This window comes from Cupriavidus necator, from assembly GCF_040578825.1.
In the GTDB taxonomy this organism is placed as follows: Bacteria; Pseudomonadota; Gammaproteobacteria; order Burkholderiales; family Burkholderiaceae; genus Cupriavidus; species Cupriavidus necator_E.
On record NZ_JBEFLI010000025.1, the window covers coordinates 17,438 to 32,592 of the forward strand.

A 15,155-nucleotide genomic window follows, 5' to 3' on the forward strand; every position below is an offset into this window, starting at 1 on the left:
GTCACCCCATGCCGGTCACTCAATCCGACATTGACGCGCTGAATACGGCCATCGCTTCGGGCGAGCGGCGGGTGACGCTCGGCAGTCAGAGCATCACTTACGCCTCGATCGCTGAGCTGATCCAGGCGCGCGACGACATGCGCCGGCAACTGACCGAGCAGTCCAACAGCGCACCGCGCCGGCGCACGCAGTTGTACTACGGCGGCCGGGGGTATCAGTAATGTTTCAGCGTCTCCGGAACTCCATGGCCCGCGCGATCACGTCGATCGTCGCCCAATACGACGCTGGCGGCACGGGTCGCCGCATGCGCGGCTGGCGCCCTCCGTCGTCAGGTCCGAACCGAGCCACCTCGCAAGCGCCGAAGGTACGCGACCGTGCTCGGGACGCCGGTCGGAACGACTGGACAGCGTCTGCTGGCGGTCAGCGCTGGGTCACCAACCTAATCGGTACCGGTATTGTGCCGCGCGCAAAGCGCATCACGAACAAGGCGCAGAAGCAGCTGGTCGTGGACTTATGGGACCGTTGGGTCAAGCAGTCCGACGCCGACTGCGTGCTCAACTTCTACGCGCAGGAGGCAATGGCCACCCGCTCGTGGATCGAGTCTGGCGAGGTATTCGCACGCCTGCGCTGGCGTCGCAAGGGCTCGATGGAGGTGCCGATCCAAGTGCAACTCATCGAGGCGGATTTCGTGCCGCAACTCGACACCGACACGTGGCCAGGCTTGCCGGTGGGCAACAAGATCTGCCAGGGTATCGAGCTCGACCGTCTCGGCGCCCGCGTCGCGTTCTGGATCTACAAGGCGCACCCGACAGACTGCATGTCGGGCAACATCGACAAGTCGCAGTTGATCCGCGTCCCGGCGGACGAGATCCTGCACATCTTCGAGCCGAAGCGCCCCGGGCAGCTCCGTGGGGTGTCGGAATTCGCCTCTGTGCTGGCCCGCTTGCGCAACGTCGCCGACTTCGACGACGCGGTGCTGGAGCGTCAAAAGCTCGCCAACCTGTTCACCGCGTTCATCGAGAAGCAGTATCCGTCGAGCCCTGACGGCATCGACCCGATGACTGGAGAGGCGATCAATTACGAAACCGACGGCACACCTGTGGCTGCCTTGCAGCCTGGGATCTCGCAAGAGCTTCTGCCGGGCGAGAAGGTCGTGTTCTCGAATCCGCCGGGGGCCAGCGCGACGTACGCGGAATACATGCGCACGCAGCATCTAGCGAACGCCGCGGGGCAAAACTTGCCGTATGAGCTGCTGTCCGGCGACATCATCAACGTCAGCGACCGCACGCTGCGCGTCATCATCCAGGAGTTCCGGCGCCACGTCGAGCAACGTCAGTGGCACGTAATCATCCCGATGTTCTGCCAGCGCGTGCGCGAGGCTTGGGTTGACCAAGCTGTGCTCGTGGGTGCGCTTCCCATGTCGATCGCGGATGACGCGAAGGCGGTCGAATGGGCGCCGCACGGCTGGGAATACATCCATCCCGTACAGGACGTGCAGGGCAAGCAGTTGGAAGTCTCCGCGGGCTTCCGCTCGCGCGACAGCGTCATCGCTAGCAAGGGCGATGACCCCGAGCAAGTTGACGAAGAGCGCGCTGCCTCAAGGAAGCGCGAGAAAGAACTAGGTCTTCCGACCGCTCCCACACCTGGTGCCGCTGGTCCCGCCGATGGCACGTCCACAGGCCCGAATCCCAACGCTAATAAGCCCACGAAATGACCTTGAACGAGCTGATCACCGAATTGGGTAAAGCCGCACCGGCCGCTGTCGTCGGCGTACTGCAGTGGATCACGGAATCTCTGCCGACGGCGTTGCTGTGGCTCACGTTCATCTACACCGCACTCCAGTTCTACGTCTTTGTGCGGGACAAGCTGCGGCGCAAGGTGAAGGCGACCGAGGAAACCGAAGCCTGACCCGAAATCTATCCGCAGGCGCCGCCGCTTGTGGAAGCAGACAATCCGCATCATTAAAAGGACCGCCATGAAAGACTGGTACAAGATCATCGCAAAGGCCGACGGCCAGCCCGCCCAAATCTCGGTGTTCGACGAGATCGGCGCATGGGGTGTTACCGCCAAGATGTTCATCGCCGACCTGAAGGCGCTCGGGGACGTGAAAAAGATCAACATGGACATCAACTCGCCTGGCGGGTCGGTGTTCGACGCCCTGGCGATGTACAACGCACTGCGAGCTACCGGCGCGGAGATCACCGTGAAGGTGCTGGGCGTGGCCGCCAGCGCGGCGAGCCTGCTTGCGATGGCTGGTGACAAGATCATCATGCCGGAGAACGCCTTCATGATGGTCCACAACCCGCTGGCCGGCTCGTTCGGCAACGCCGCGGATCATCGTGACATGGCTGACGTGCTCGATAAGATCGGCGCCTCACTCGTCGGCACCTACGTTGCCCGCACTGGTCGCGCCGAAGACGAAGTCAAGGCACTGCTCGACGCGGAAACGTGGCTAAGCGCCGCCGACGCCGTTGCGCAGGGCTTCGCCGACGAAATGGAGCCGGCCCTGAAGGTCTCTGCCTCGTTCGACTTCGATCGCATGCCGGCTAACGTCCAGGCGCTGTTCAAGCCCACAGCGAACAACAACCCGGAGCCGACGCCGCCTCCCGCACCTGCACCTGCACCTGCACCCGCGCCTGCGCCTGCGCCTGCGCCTGCGCCTGCGCCTGCGCCTGCGCCGACACCGCCCGTCGCGCTGGCCGATCAAGTGCTCGCGCTGGCTACTGACGCCGGCCTGGCCGACTTCGCTGGGCACTGGGCGCTTACGGTCGCGTCGATCGACGCTGTGAGGCCGCTCATCGCTGCTGCCGGCGAGATCCGTGCCCTGTGCGTGGTCGCCAAGCGTCCGGACGATGCCGCCGCGTTCATCCGCGCCAACGCCACCGTCGACAGTGTCCGCGAGACGCTGTGCGCCCGCCTGGCCGCGAAGTCCGAGAACAAGCCGATCGACACCACGCCGCCGGTTAAAGGTTCGACCGCCAATGTTGCGCAGCCCGAGGCGGTTTCGACAACCAGCATTTGGGCTGCGCGCCGCAACGCCAACAAACAAGGAGTTTAAGAGATGCCGACTTCCTTCACCGAAGGTCTGCACACGGCGGAATTCCTGCTCTCCGAAGCCGAGGGCATGTATAGCCGTGAACAGGTCACTCTGGCCGCCGGTGCCGCTGCACTTTCGTCCGGCACGCTGCTAGGCAAGGTTACGGCCACCGGCAAGTATGTCGCTTACGCCGACGGCGCGAGCGACGGTTCGCAGTTAGCCGTGGCGATTCTGTACGCCCCAGCGCCGGACCTGACGGTCGACCAGAAGGTCACCGTGATCGCCCGCGCTGCAGAGGTGTATTCCGGCGCCCTCGTCGGCCTCGATACCGCATCGCGCGCCGACCTGGCCGCCGCCGGCATCGTCATCCGCGACTAAGCGGATTCCCATCACATTTCAGGAGATCCGCACATGCCGGCACTCGATATTTTCAACGACGACGCTTTCGGCGTTGTGTCGCTGACCAAGGCGATCAACGACGCCCCGTACCAGCCGAACCGCATCGGCGAACTGGGCTGGTTCGCCGAGGATGGCGTCGCCACGACCTCGATGATGGTCGAGCGTCAGGGCGAGACAATCACCCTCGTACCTGCGGGCTCGCGTGGCGCACCGGGGCAAAATGTCCCGCGTGACAAGCGCAAGCTGGTGCCCGTGCCGTCAATTCACCTGCCGCAGCGCGACACCATCAACGCTGACGAGGTGCAGAACGTGCGCGCGTTCGGCAGCGAAACGGACGTGGAACTGGTTACCAAACTGGTCAATAAGCGTCTGGCGAAACTGCGCCGCAACATCGACACCACGCTCGAATACCAGCGCATCGGTGCCGTGAAGGGTCAAGTGCTCGACGCCGATGGCTCGGTGCTGCTCGACATCTTCAACACCTTCGGCCTGACCAAGACGACCGCCGTAATGGGTCTGAACAGCGACACAACGAAGGTGCGCACGAAGATCGTACAGACGAAGCGCGCGATGGAAGGCAAACTCGGCGCCCTGATGTATCGCAGCATCCGCGTGCTGTGCTCCGCCGACTTCTTCGACGCCTTCGTCGATCACCCCGCAGTAGTCCGCGCCTGGGACAACTTCCAAGACCGCGGCAAGCTGGCCGAGGATAATCGCGGCGGCTTCTACTTCGGTAACGTCTACTGGGAGGAATACCGCGGCAAGGTCGGCAACACCGAGTTCATCCCGGCGGGCAAGGCGTACATGGTGCCGGAGGGCGTGCCCGAGCTGTTCAGCACCACCTTCGTGCCGGCGGACTACATGGAGACGGTGAACACCATCGGCCTGCCGTACTACTCCAAGCAGGAACTGATGGACTTCAACAAGGGAGTGGAGATCGAAGCGCAGTCGAACCCGATCCACCTCTGCACTCGCCCGGACGCGATCGTCGAACTGTCGATCTCCTAAGCACTGTGCCCCTGAGCGCGTTCCAACGCCTCTCTGATCGCATCCTCACTCGACTGGGTGAGGATGCGGTTTTGCGTGCTTCGACGGACTGCCGCGTCAACATCGAGCGGAACGTCGAAGTGATGGGCAATGAAGGTCAAATGGCCTACCTTCGCACCGTGGCAACCGTGCAGAAGTCGCTCGCAGCGCGCAAGGGCGACACCCTAACTCTCGTCGACGCAGACGGGCAGCCCATCCCGGGCGAGTCCTACGTGATTGACTCTCCTGCGTTCGAGGATAACGGCTTCACGGCACGCTACGTCCTGCGGAGCGCGTAATGGCGGGCCGCCTGTCGTTCAACGTCAAGGTCGACACCGTCACTCTCGAAGAGATCGCTGACTCGTTGGCGCACCTGGACGATGCAACGCTCGGCCGCGCCGCTGTCACCGCGGTGAACCGGGTGGCGCTCAAGGCAGACGCCGACGCTCGGCAGAAGATGAACGCCGGCATCAACCTGCCGGACAGCTACATCGACGAGCGGATGGCCGTCGAACTGGCAACGGACCCGGCGAAGCCGACGGCGCGGATCCTCGCGCGCGCGCGCAACACAACACTGACGCAGTACGGCGCCACGCAGCTCACGCGCCCCGTCAAATACCCGAACGACTCGTTCACTGCCGGCGCAATGGGCAAGAACCCGCGCAAGGCCGGCGCGCGGCTGCCGTGGAAGCTCCGGGTGGGCAACGCCGCGCTCGGCATCCCCGTCGGCATGAAGCAGGACGGGATCTCTGTCGAGGTCACTCGCGGCAGCCGCAAGCCAATCACGAGCGTGCAGTCTTTCTTCGTGCACGGGCGGAACGGAAACATGCTCGTGATGACGCGCAAGCCTGGCACCACCGGGAAGAAGCGCGGTGACTTGAAGGCGCTGTATGGGCCGTCGGTCTACCAGCTATTCCGCGCCGCCTTGGACGAAACCTTCCTGAACGATGTGGCAGACCGCCTCGGGCGGACCGTGGTGGAGCTCACCGTAGACGAACTGAAAAAGGCACTCGGAGATGACTAAGGCCAGCGACATCGCTCTCGAGCTGTACAACCGGGTCTCGCAAATCTCAAAGGCGAACGGTTTCAACACGGACATCGGACTGCGGGTGTTCCGAGGCAAGCGCAGTCTGGACGCCAAGGATGACGTTCCATGTGTCGTGCTCGTCGAGGGGAATGACACGCCGCAGGACGAATCTCTTACCAGCGTGAGTATCAGCCAGCGGTACGTATTCGAATCGCACGACGCCTGCGACCCGGACCACCCGAACGACGCAGCGCACTTGATGATCGCCGATCTGAAGCGCGCCATCTTCGGCGGTGAGCCGAAGCACGGTATGCGGCTGAACGGCAAGGCCAAAGGCATGACCTACAAGGGCCGCGTGATCGGCCCGCGCGAGGACGGCGCCGAAAACGTCTTTGCAGGCATCCACATTGACGTGCTGTACGTCGAGGATCTGACCAGCCCCTGACGAAATCCAGCCGCAGGCATGGTGTGCCGCAGATGGCCACACTTCTGACGTGCCAGTGCTGGCCCAACTCTCTGGAGATTTTCAATGACAGCAGCTCGTGGTTTCATCGGCGCTGGCGACCTCTACATCGCGCGCTACAACCCCGCCATCTCGAACTTCGACCCCTTCAAGGGGCCCTACGAGGCGAACAAATTTGAGATCAAGCCGGCGGTCGACATCAAGGACAACACCTCCAAAGGTCGCGCCACCTATGGTCAGATCCTCGAAACCGTCACGCTGCCGAAGCCGACGGAATTCGCGCTCGAACTCGCGGAAGTGAACCGTGAAGGCCTGACGACCGCTCTTCTCGGTACCGACAGCGACATCAACGTCGCCGCCGGCAGCATCACCGACGAGGCTATCACCGCCAAACTCGGGGGCTGGATTGAGCTGTCGAAGCAAAACTTCCAGCAGACCGGCTTCCTGGTGAAGAACACGGCCGGCTCAACGACCTACGTGCTCGACACCGACTATGAAGTCAACTGGCGTTTGGGCTGGATTCGCCCCAAGGTTGGAGGTGCGATCACCGAAGGTCAAGCGCTGAAGGTTACCGGCAACACCAACGCCATGACCGGCACGCTGATCCGCGGCTCGACCAACGCGCAGATCCGCTGCCGCCTGCGCCTGGACGGCATCAACTTTGCCGACAACCTGCCGGTGATCGTTGACGTGTACGAGGCCGTGATCGCTGCGAACTCGGCGTTCGACTTCCTGCAGAGCGACTTTGCAAAGATCTCCCTGCCGGGCCGTCTGAAGACCCCGGTCGGCAAGACCGAGCCGTACACGGTGAAGCTGCTCGACAGCGCAGCGTAATCCGGCAAGCGCACGCCCGGGGCATTCGTCCCGGGTCCAGGGGGAGGGCGCTGACACTCCCCCTGTTCACTTCTACAATCGGTAGGCCGACATGGCAGATAATAACCGCGACGTTTCCCTCCAGGTTACTGCCAGCACCGTTGGCGCCGAGAGCATCCGCAACCTCGCCAAAGACGTTCACGACCTGGCGAAGCAGGGCGGAGACGCTGCACCCGAATTCCAGCGCCTGGCCACCGAGCTGGACAAGCTCGCCACGCAGCAGGACGCGATCGACCAGTTCACCGCGCTGAAAGAGGCGGTCGAATCCCTGGCCACCGATCAGGTGAAGGCCAAGGATGCAGCCGCGGTGCTCGGCAAGGAATTGACCGATCTGTCTGGCAGCACCGCCAAGTTCAAAGAATCTGAGGATCAGGCCAAGCAGGCTGTGCTCGACGCGCAGCGCGCCCTCGCCGAGAAGCGCGAGGAACTGGCCCGGCTCAAGCTGAACTACGACGAAGCCGGCAAGACCAACGCAGACTACAAGGAACAGGTCCGGGAGCTCAGCAACGCCATCCTCGATGCTCGCGCTGCACTGCGCGAGAAGAAGGACGCGCTGCAGGCTGCAAAACAGGCCACGCGAGACGCCGCCGAGGCTGAGCAACAACTTGGCGCGCAGGCGAAGCTCGCCGACGCCGAGGTCCGCGCATCCACCACGGCGCTGACACGCCGCACCGCCGCTCTCAACGAATCGAAGGAAGCGCTGCAGGCCGCCGGGGTGGCGACCGAAGACATGGTCGCTGCTCAGGGCGCGCTCGGCCGCGCCTTTGCCGAGACGGTCGGTGCGATCGAGCAGCAGCAGGCTGCCATCGTTGCGACGCGCCAGGCGCAGGCCGAGGCTGCGGAGCGTGCGAAGGCCGCGATGGCGGAAGAGGACCGCCTCACCAGCCTGCAGATCAACAACCGGTACCGTCTCGAGGCCGCAGCGCGCGAGCAGCTGGAGGCTGAGCGCCGGCAGTACGCCGAGTCGGCAGCGCTGGCGAAGCAGGCCGCGGAAGCCAAGATTGCCGCCGAGCAGCGGTATGTCGCGTTCCAAAAGAGCGCCGCGGAGGCGCGGAAGGCGCTCGACGATGCGTTTGCTGTCACGGGCGTGCGATCGGCGCAGTCAGTGCGCACCGAGATCGACCGGATCAACAGCGCCCTGCACGCCTTGGCGAATGACGCATCCGTGTCTGGTGCCGAGTTCGATCGCGCGTTTGCCAGCGGGCAGCGCCGTATCGGTGAACTGAAGAAGTCGCTCGACGATACGGCCGACGCCGCGAACAAGACGTCGCTGGCCAGCCGCCTGGTGTCGAGTGCGTTCGGCCAACTGACTGCGGCATACGGCGGGTTCGAACTGGCGAAGCGGTTCCTCGATGCAAACGTCCAGTTGGAGTCGATGCGCCGCACATTAGCCATCACCAACGGGAGCATCAAAGAAGCCGGTCGCCAGATCGAGTTCCTGCGTGATACGGCAAACCGCTCAGGTATCGCAGTTGGCGAGATCAGCGAAAGCTATAAGCGGTTCTCAGTCTCGATGCAGCAGGCCGGGATATCGGCCAGCACAACCGAGACGGTGTTCGCTGCAATCACTCGCACAACCGGTCTGATGGGGCAGGGTAGCGAGCGCGCAGCACTGGCGCTAGAAGCACTCAGCCAGATGGCGGGCAAGGGTTGTCATGCACCGGGAACCTTGATCCGTCTGGCGGACGGCTCGGCGAGAGTAGTGGAAAAAATCGCTGTCGGCGACGCGCTGATGGGTCCGGACGGCGAGCCGCGGACGGTGATGATGCTCGCGCACGGCGTCGAAGAAATGTTCCGCGTAACACCGGACGTGGGCGAGCCGTTTGTGGTCAACCTCCACCACCGTATGCGCGTGATCGACGGCGTGACGGCGCGCACTATGGAGGTGATTGACTACCTTGCGCTGGCCCCGAACGAGCGCAACACCCTCTCCCTGGTGCATGCAAACCTGCGCGCGGTGCCGTTCCACGTTCAGTCGGTCGGTGATGGCGAGTTCCACGGTTTTCTGATCTCAGGCGACCATCTGTACCTGGACGCGCAGGGCTTCGAGCACCACAACACAGTCTCGATGGAAGAGCTCAGGCAACAGCTCGGGGACAGCGTTCCTGGGGCGATGAAGATTGCGGCTGACGGCATGGGCCTGACTGTCAAGCAGCTCACAAAGATGGTCGAGGCGGGTCAGATCATGGCAGCCGACATGCTGCCCGCCTTGGCTGACCAGCTTACAAAGACCATCGCCAAGGGTACCGAGCAAGTCGAAGGGTTCGGCGCATCGTGGGCGCGCTTCAAGAACCTGATGACCGAGGCGTCGACGACCATAGGCGACACCGGCGCACTGAACGTGCTGACACTGGCCTTGCGCACTGCAGGTGTCGTGGCCGGGTCGGTGGCAATGGGCGTCTCGACGACCCTCGACGTGGTGTTCACGGCTGTGAAGCAGCTTGCCACGCTGACTGCCGGCGTCGTGCATGGTGACCTGAAGGGAGCGGTCGCCGAGTCGGGCGTGCTGTTTGATCAGATGATCGACCGTCAGGCCAAGCTCGGGCGGGCGATTGAGGCGATGGCCGGCGCAGGTGAGCAGTCCGCGGCGTCTCAGCGTAGCGTCGGCGTGGCCGCTGAGCAGGCAGGTTCGCAGGCACAGGCTGCCACCGGCGGTGTCAACGCCAATGCGCAGGCTCACGGCGCCGCTGCCGCTGCTGCAAATGGCAATGCGCAGGCTCAGCAGGGGGCTGGTGCAGCCGCCGCTGCTGCCGGGACGCAAGCCGCAGGCGCCACGCAGGGCTGGTACGCCATCCAAGCAGCGTACATCGACGTGAACAAGACCGCCGAGCAGAACACGCTGATCGCAGAGAAACTGGCGCAGGCGAAGAAGCATGAGGGCGAGGCATCTGTCTCTCTGGCCCACATCGGCGGCAACGAGATCGAGATGCGACAGGCCGCTGTCCGCGCTGCGCAGGGGGATGAGCAGGCGCTGCGCACGCTCGCCAACGCTCGGCAGCAGGAGGTGATCTATCTCAAGGCACAGGCCGAGTCCTTGATCATCGCCGCCGGCGGGTCCGCGAAACTGCGCGACGATCAGAAGGAACAGATCAAGACGCTGAACGACCTGATCGACAAGAAGACTGCCGAGGCTGAGCGGTCTAAGGTCGCTGCCGACTCCGCGCAGGTCGAAACGGTAGCGCGCCGCGCCGCCGCTGAAACGTACAAGGACAACGCCTCGCGCCTGGCCGAACTGAAGGCTGCTGCTGAGTCCGCTGCCGCTGAACTAGCCCGCATGAAGTCGCAGGAGGTGGACAACTCCGAGTCGCACGCTGCCGTTGCAAAGGCGGCGCAGGATGCCGCCTACGCCGAGGGGCTGTACCGTGACGCCCTGTCCGACACTGCCGCTGCGGCCGAACGCAAGATCGCCGTGCTGCGCGAGAACGCCTTCGAGACGGATGTCGCCACCCGCGCCAGTCTGGCGTTCTACAAGACGCAGGAGCAGGAGGCGCAGATGTACGGGCGCACGGCTGAGGCGCAGGAGTACCAAATCCGCCAGAAGCAGTTGCAGATCCAGACGGTGCGCGACCACATCGCCGCAGTCGAGCAGGAGACGAAGGCGATCATCGCGCAGGCGGAAGCCGACCGTGCGGCTGCCGAAGCCTCCGGCCAACTGAACCCGGCTAAGCAGCAGGAGATCGAGCTGCGCATCCGGAACGCGCAGGCGAAGTTGCAGGAGGCGCAGGCCGGCGAGCAACAGGTCCGCCAGTTGCAACTGGAAATCGACGCCATTCGGCTGCGCAACACCGAGGTAACGAACGCGCAGAGCGCCGCCACCGGCCAGGGGCGCGCTGGTAACAACGCGAACCCGCACATGGTGACGGCCTCTCAGAATGACGCCATTGCCTCGCTCGTGGAGAAGCAGACCCGCGGCACGCTCGGCGCCGACGATCTGAAGACGGCGCAGGCTGCTTTCGACGCGGCCAATTTCAACCGCAACACGATGCAGCAGCTCAGCGGCAAGGGCATCTACAGCTTCGACGGTATCCGCAGCATCGAAACGGCTTACAACCAGTCTCGAAACATCCTCGAAGCGGTGCAGGCCCTGGTCAAGAAGCAGGACGGCGGATCACCTGGTTCGCCGAAGGCTGCCGGTACCAAGACCGTCAACATCAACGTGAACGGGAAGAACACCCCGGTCAACGTGTCCAGCGACGGTGACGCACAGAACCTGACCGCGGTCATGCGGCAACTCGAAAGCCTCTCGGGGAGGTCCAACACATGAGCATCACCCTGGCGGTCGGCGCGACGAGCGTCGCCCTAAGCCCCGACTTGTACTGGTCGGACGAAAACAACTGGGCGCCGGTCGAGCAGACGGCGCAGCGCACTATTACCGGAGCCCTGATCGTTAGCGTCGCCACGCGGATTGCCGGGCGCCCGATCACCCTGGAGCCGGCCGACGACGAGAGCGGTTGGATGAGCCGGGACGTGATCGACCAATTGCGAAATTGGTCCGCAGTCGCGGGGCAGCAGATGACTCTTACACTGCGCGGGACCGATCGCACGGTGATATTCCGGCACCACGACGGCGCTGGGCTCGAAGCCCACCCGGTCGTCCACTACAGCGACGTGGTTAGCGCCGACTGGTACCTCGCCACCGTGCGGCTCATGGAGATTTAAGTAATGACCATCACGACCAGCGACATCAAGCTGATGAAAAGCGAGGTGCTGCTCGATACCGACAACGGGGGCGGCAGGATCACGGCCAACGAGGTCGTCGACGGCGTATCCAACAACCTGTTCCCCGACGTCTCGGAGCTGGACCGCGTGTACGGCCGCATCGCGCTGCGCAAGGCGTATCCGGCGATCCAGGTGACGGCGACCGACACATACCTGGGCTCGCACTCGATCATCCTGCAGGAGCCCGACGACGACAACGTCAGCGTGACGCTGTTCAGCACCAAGAGCTGGACGGACGTGCGCACCGACGCCAAGAACCGGGTTGAGAGCTATCTGGCGCGCGGCGTGAAGTGGCCCGGCCAGCTGCTGGAAACCCAGTTGCAGGGCCAGCGCGCGATCCAGATCCTGCAGAAACCCAGCGACGCGCTGCCCAAGGTCGGCCAGACACTGGTGCTGATCCAGAACGAAGGGCTCAGCACCGAGTTCTCGCAGTATGTGCGCATCACCAAGGTTGAGTCGCTGGTGCGCGAGTTCACCGCCAGCAACGGCGTCAAGTGGAACGGCCTGCTGGTGACCTGCACCATCGCCAATCCGTTGCTGTATGACTTCCAGGGGCCGATGGCCAGTCCGTACGACGACCAGAACGCGGTCGCCAAGTGCCGCGACACCCGCGTGGCCAACGCCGCCGTGTACTACGGCATCGCCAAGATGGTCGACGACGCCAGCATCGGCGATATCCGGGTGTTCGTGAACTCGATCTTCAGCCAGCTGGTGCCGAGCGCGCAGTCGCAGACCGCACTGGCCGACCTGAATGCCGCCGGCAACCTGGCGCCGCTGCTGGCCAGCGGCAACGGCGCGGCCGAGCAGGCGCGCGCGGTCGGCGTGTCGGGCGTGTTCCCGCAGAAGATCTACTTCAGCATGGGCATGGTACCCGGCAGCTTCCGCAGCGCCAGCGTCGGCGGCCTGACCGATGACGGCACCGGCAACCTGCTGCTGAATGCGGTCGTGGTCGGCACGGTCGAGTACGTGACCGGCACGGTGATCCTGACCGCGTCGATTGGCGCCACCGGCACGCTGACGTTCAGTTACAAGCCGGCGGCGGCGCCGGCCCGGGTCTCGGAGACCGCGTCCATCGATGTGGACCAGACCAACCGGGGCAACGTGTACACGATCACCCTCAATCCGCCGCCTAAGCCGCGCGCGCTGAAGGTCGCGTACATGGCGCAGGGCAACTGGTACGAACTGACCGACCAGGGCGGCACCGGCAACCAGGGCACGATCAAGGGCTCGGACAGCGCCATCGGCTCGGGCACGGTCAACTACGTGACCGGCACCGTGGTGTTGACGCTGGGCGCGCTGCCCGACGTGGGCAGCTCGGTGATGTTCTTCTGGTCGCCGCCGTCGCAGTACTTCAACCGCGTGACCGGCACGGTGCAGGCGCCGCGCGTGCAGTTCCAGGTCGCCACCGCGTCCGACCAGAAGCTGATCCCCAGCTCGGTGACGATCACCTGGACCAACGGCGGCGCCAAGTCGGTGACCGCCGACGCCAACGGCGTGATCTCGGGCGCCGATGGCACCGGCTACGTGCGCTGGCAGAACGGCGTGTACCAGGTCGAACTGGTGCCGGCCGCGATCCCGGCGATGGGCACGGTGTTCACGCTGGCGTATCAGTACGCGGTCAAGAAGACCAAGACCTTCACGCATCCGCTGCGCGATGGCAGCGGCAAGCTGAACCTGCAGCTCGATGACACCAACATCGTGACCGGCTCGCTCCGGGTCAACTGGAACGTGCTGATCAACGACTACTCGGTGATCAGCGGCGTGCCGGCGGCGATGCAGTACATCGAGATCGACCCGACCGTGAACACCAAGGACGACGGCGCGGGCAATCTGGTGCTGCCGTCGAGCACCGCCGGCAACGGCGCGACCGTGGCCAGCGCGGCGGTCAACTACAGCACCGGCGCGCTGTCATTCAATCCGGACCGCACCGTCAGCGTGCCGCAGCCGCAGTACCAGTCGACGCTGATCGGCTACCAGAAGGGCGCCAACGGCTGGCCCGACCGCAACGACCCGGTCTATCGCAACACGCTGACCGGGATCTCGTACTACAACGCCGCCGCGCTGTTCCCGAACGACGAGTCGGGCGTGGTCGACGTCGAGTACCGCGTGTCCGGCACGACGGGCAACAACACGCAGACCTACACCTGGAACGAGACGAAGTTCGACATCACGCGCGACTTCGCCGAACCCATCGTGCCCGGCTCGGTGATGTTCACCTGGGGCGGCAAGACCTACTTCGACCGCAGCGGCTACCTGTTCACCGACCTGGATCTGGCCACCGGCTCGGCCACGCAGGTCGGCACGGTCAACTACGCCACCGGCGACTGCACGATCACCAACTGGGGCGCCGGCGTCTCGAACGCGATCAGCCTGCAGTCGCTGCTGACCACGATCAACGGCCAGCCGACCGACTACGTGGTGTTCCGCGTGCCGGCCGCGCCGGTGGTGCCGGGCTCGCTGCAGATCCGCGTGGTGCCGCTGGCGGGCACGCCATACTCGGTGACCGCCGACAGCAACGGCGTGATCAGCTCGACCGGCAAGTGCTTCGGTTCCATCGACTACCAGACCGGCGTGGTCAAGATCCGCTTCGGCGACATGGTGACCGCTGCCGGCAATGAGAGCGCGATCTGGTACAACGCGGCCGCCGTGCAGACCGACGGCAAGATCTTCAAGCCCCTGCCCGTTTTCGCCGACCAGATCCTGTTCAACGCGGTGGCCTATACCTACCTGCCGCTGGACAGCACGATCTTGGGCCTGGACCCGGTGCGGCTGCCGCAGGATGGCCGCGTGCCGATCTTCCGCTCGGGCGATGTGGTGGTGGTGCACCACACCGCGAAGCAGTCGGTCACGCCCAGCAACGGCCTGGTGGTCAACGTCGGCCGCGTGCGCGTGGCGGCGATGCGCGTGATCGACTCGTCGACCCCGCCGGTGGTGATGAACCCCAGCATGTACAGCACCGACCTGGATGCCGGCACGCTGACCTTCAATGGCACGGTCAGCACCGCCGGCATGACCGGCACGATCTACGTCGAGAACCGGGTCGAGGACATGAGTCTGCTGTCGGACGTGCAGATCACCGGTCAGCTGACGTTGATGCGCCAGCTGACGCATGCCTACCCGGCCGACGAGGCCCGGGTCAGCTCGGCGCTGATCATGGGCGACCTGCAGGCGCGGCGCTCGCTGAGCTTCACGCAGACCAGCTGGGCCAGCGTGTTCGCCGATGCGGCCAGCGGCGGCAGCCCGGCGTCGACCTACAACTTCACCACCTACCCGGTGGAGCTGACCGACCGGAGCTGCATCCAGGAGCGCTGGGCCATCGTCTTCACCGACAGCAGCGCGTTCCGCATCATCGGCGAGTCGGTGGGCCAGATCGGCACCGGTTCGGTCAACGCCGATATCGCACCGGTCAATCCGTCGACGGGCCAGCCGTACTTCACGCTGCGCGCGGCGGGCTGGGGCGGAGGCTGGGCCGCTGGTAACGTACTGCGCTTCAACACCGCCGCCGCCAACTTCCCGTTGTGGCTGGCGCGCACGGTGTTGCAGTCGACGCCGTCGGGCCTGTCGGACAGCTTCCGCGTGCAGGTGCGCGGCGACATTGACGCATAAGAGGA

General features: G+C 64.6%; 13 protein-coding genes. All 13 read left to right on the forward strand.

Going from position 1 to position 15,155, the window contains the following annotated elements; genetic code table 11:
• Positions 1-8: 8 nt before the first annotated feature.
• The 13 genes from AB1I47_RS14460 to AB1I47_RS14520 all read left to right on the forward strand — a co-directional run bounded on the left by AB1I47_RS14460 (position 9) and on the right by AB1I47_RS14520 (position 15,150).
• Positions 9-221: a phage head-tail joining protein gene (locus tag AB1I47_RS14460; RefSeq protein ID WP_354684436.1), complete on the forward strand. Its 213-nt coding sequence runs from the start codon at positions 9-11 to the stop codon at positions 219-221.
• A 23-nt stretch (positions 222-244) separates the two neighbouring features.
• Positions 245-1,714, forward strand: a complete 1,470-nt coding sequence (locus AB1I47_RS14465) for a phage portal protein (RefSeq protein WP_354684437.1) — start codon at positions 245-247, stop codon at positions 1,712-1,714.
• Between the two features lie 2 nt (positions 1,715-1,716).
• A complete protein-coding gene (locus AB1I47_RS14470; protein WP_354684438.1) occupies positions 1,717-1,908 on the forward strand; it encodes a hypothetical protein in 192 nt (63 codons plus the stop codon).
• Positions 1,909-1,975: 67 nt separating this feature from the next.
• Positions 1,976-3,058, forward strand: a complete 1,083-nt coding sequence (locus tag AB1I47_RS14475; RefSeq protein ID WP_354684439.1) for a head maturation protease, ClpP-related — start codon at positions 1,976-1,978, stop codon at positions 3,056-3,058.
• A 3-nt stretch (positions 3,059-3,061) separates the two neighbouring features.
• Entirely contained in the window at positions 3,062-3,415 is a 354-nt protein-coding gene (locus AB1I47_RS14480) for a head decoration protein (RefSeq protein ID WP_354684440.1), read from the forward strand.
• 33 nt (positions 3,416-3,448) lie between these two features.
• Positions 3,449-4,444, forward strand: coding sequence for a major capsid protein (locus AB1I47_RS14485; RefSeq protein WP_354684441.1), 996 nt, complete (start codon positions 3,449-3,451; stop codon positions 4,442-4,444).
• A 71-nt stretch (positions 4,445-4,515) separates the two neighbouring features.
• Positions 4,516-4,761 carry a hypothetical protein gene (locus AB1I47_RS14490; protein ID WP_354684442.1) on the forward strand — a complete coding sequence of 82 codons (246 nt, stop codon included), beginning with the start codon at positions 4,516-4,518 and terminating at the stop codon, positions 4,759-4,761.
• Entirely contained in the window at positions 4,761-5,486 is a 726-nt protein-coding gene (locus tag AB1I47_RS14495) for a phage tail protein (RefSeq protein WP_354684443.1), read from the forward strand. Before AB1I47_RS14490 ends, AB1I47_RS14495 begins: the two co-directional genes overlap by 1 nt.
• Positions 5,479-5,934 carry a hypothetical protein gene (locus AB1I47_RS14500; protein WP_354684444.1) on the forward strand — a complete coding sequence of 152 codons (456 nt, stop codon included), beginning with the start codon at positions 5,479-5,481 and terminating at the stop codon, positions 5,932-5,934. Before AB1I47_RS14495 ends, AB1I47_RS14500 begins: the two co-directional genes overlap by 8 nt.
• Before the next feature lie 84 nt (positions 5,935-6,018).
• Positions 6,019-6,786 carry a phage tail tube protein gene (locus tag AB1I47_RS14505; protein WP_354684445.1) on the forward strand — a complete coding sequence of 256 codons (768 nt, stop codon included), beginning with the start codon at positions 6,019-6,021 and terminating at the stop codon, positions 6,784-6,786.
• Positions 6,787-6,877: 91 nt separating this feature from the next.
• Entirely contained in the window at positions 6,878-11,089 is a 4,212-nt protein-coding gene (locus AB1I47_RS14510) for a tape measure protein (RefSeq protein ID WP_354684446.1), read from the forward strand.
• Positions 11,086-11,484: a hypothetical protein gene (locus tag AB1I47_RS14515; RefSeq protein ID WP_354684447.1), complete on the forward strand. Its 399-nt coding sequence runs from the start codon at positions 11,086-11,088 to the stop codon at positions 11,482-11,484. The genes AB1I47_RS14510 and AB1I47_RS14515 overlap by 4 nt, the downstream gene beginning before the upstream one ends.
• 3 nt (positions 11,485-11,487) lie before the next feature.
• Positions 11,488-15,150 carry a hypothetical protein gene (locus AB1I47_RS14520; protein ID WP_354684448.1) on the forward strand — a complete coding sequence of 1,221 codons (3,663 nt, stop codon included), beginning with the start codon at positions 11,488-11,490 and terminating at the stop codon, positions 15,148-15,150.
• Positions 15,151-15,155 lie beyond the last annotated feature (5 nt).

Coding starts and splice junctions, on each gene's coding strand:
- AB1I47_RS14465 (WP_354684437.1), top strand. CDS start 245: ATGGCCCGCGCGATCACGTCGATCGTCGCCCAATACGACGCTGGCGGC.
- AB1I47_RS14505 (WP_354684445.1), top strand. CDS start 6,019: ATGACAGCAGCTCGTGGTTTCATCGGCGCTGGCGACCTCTACATCGCG.
- AB1I47_RS14475 (WP_354684439.1), top strand. CDS start 1,976: ATGAAAGACTGGTACAAGATCATCGCAAAGGCCGACGGCCAGCCCGCC.
- AB1I47_RS14495 (WP_354684443.1), top strand. CDS start 4,761: ATGGCGGGCCGCCTGTCGTTCAACGTCAAGGTCGACACCGTCACTCTC.
- AB1I47_RS14510 (WP_354684446.1), top strand. CDS start 6,878: ATGGCAGATAATAACCGCGACGTTTCCCTCCAGGTTACTGCCAGCACC.
- AB1I47_RS14500 (WP_354684444.1), top strand. CDS start 5,479: ATGACTAAGGCCAGCGACATCGCTCTCGAGCTGTACAACCGGGTCTCG.
- AB1I47_RS14520 (WP_354684448.1), top strand. CDS start 11,488: ATGACCATCACGACCAGCGACATCAAGCTGATGAAAAGCGAGGTGCTG.
- AB1I47_RS14480 (WP_354684440.1), top strand. CDS start 3,062: ATGCCGACTTCCTTCACCGAAGGTCTGCACACGGCGGAATTCCTGCTC.
- AB1I47_RS14485 (WP_354684441.1), top strand. CDS start 3,449: ATGCCGGCACTCGATATTTTCAACGACGACGCTTTCGGCGTTGTGTCG.
- AB1I47_RS14515 (WP_354684447.1), top strand. CDS start 11,086: ATGAGCATCACCCTGGCGGTCGGCGCGACGAGCGTCGCCCTAAGCCCC.
- AB1I47_RS14460 (WP_354684436.1), top strand. CDS start 9: ATGCCGGTCACTCAATCCGACATTGACGCGCTGAATACGGCCATCGCT.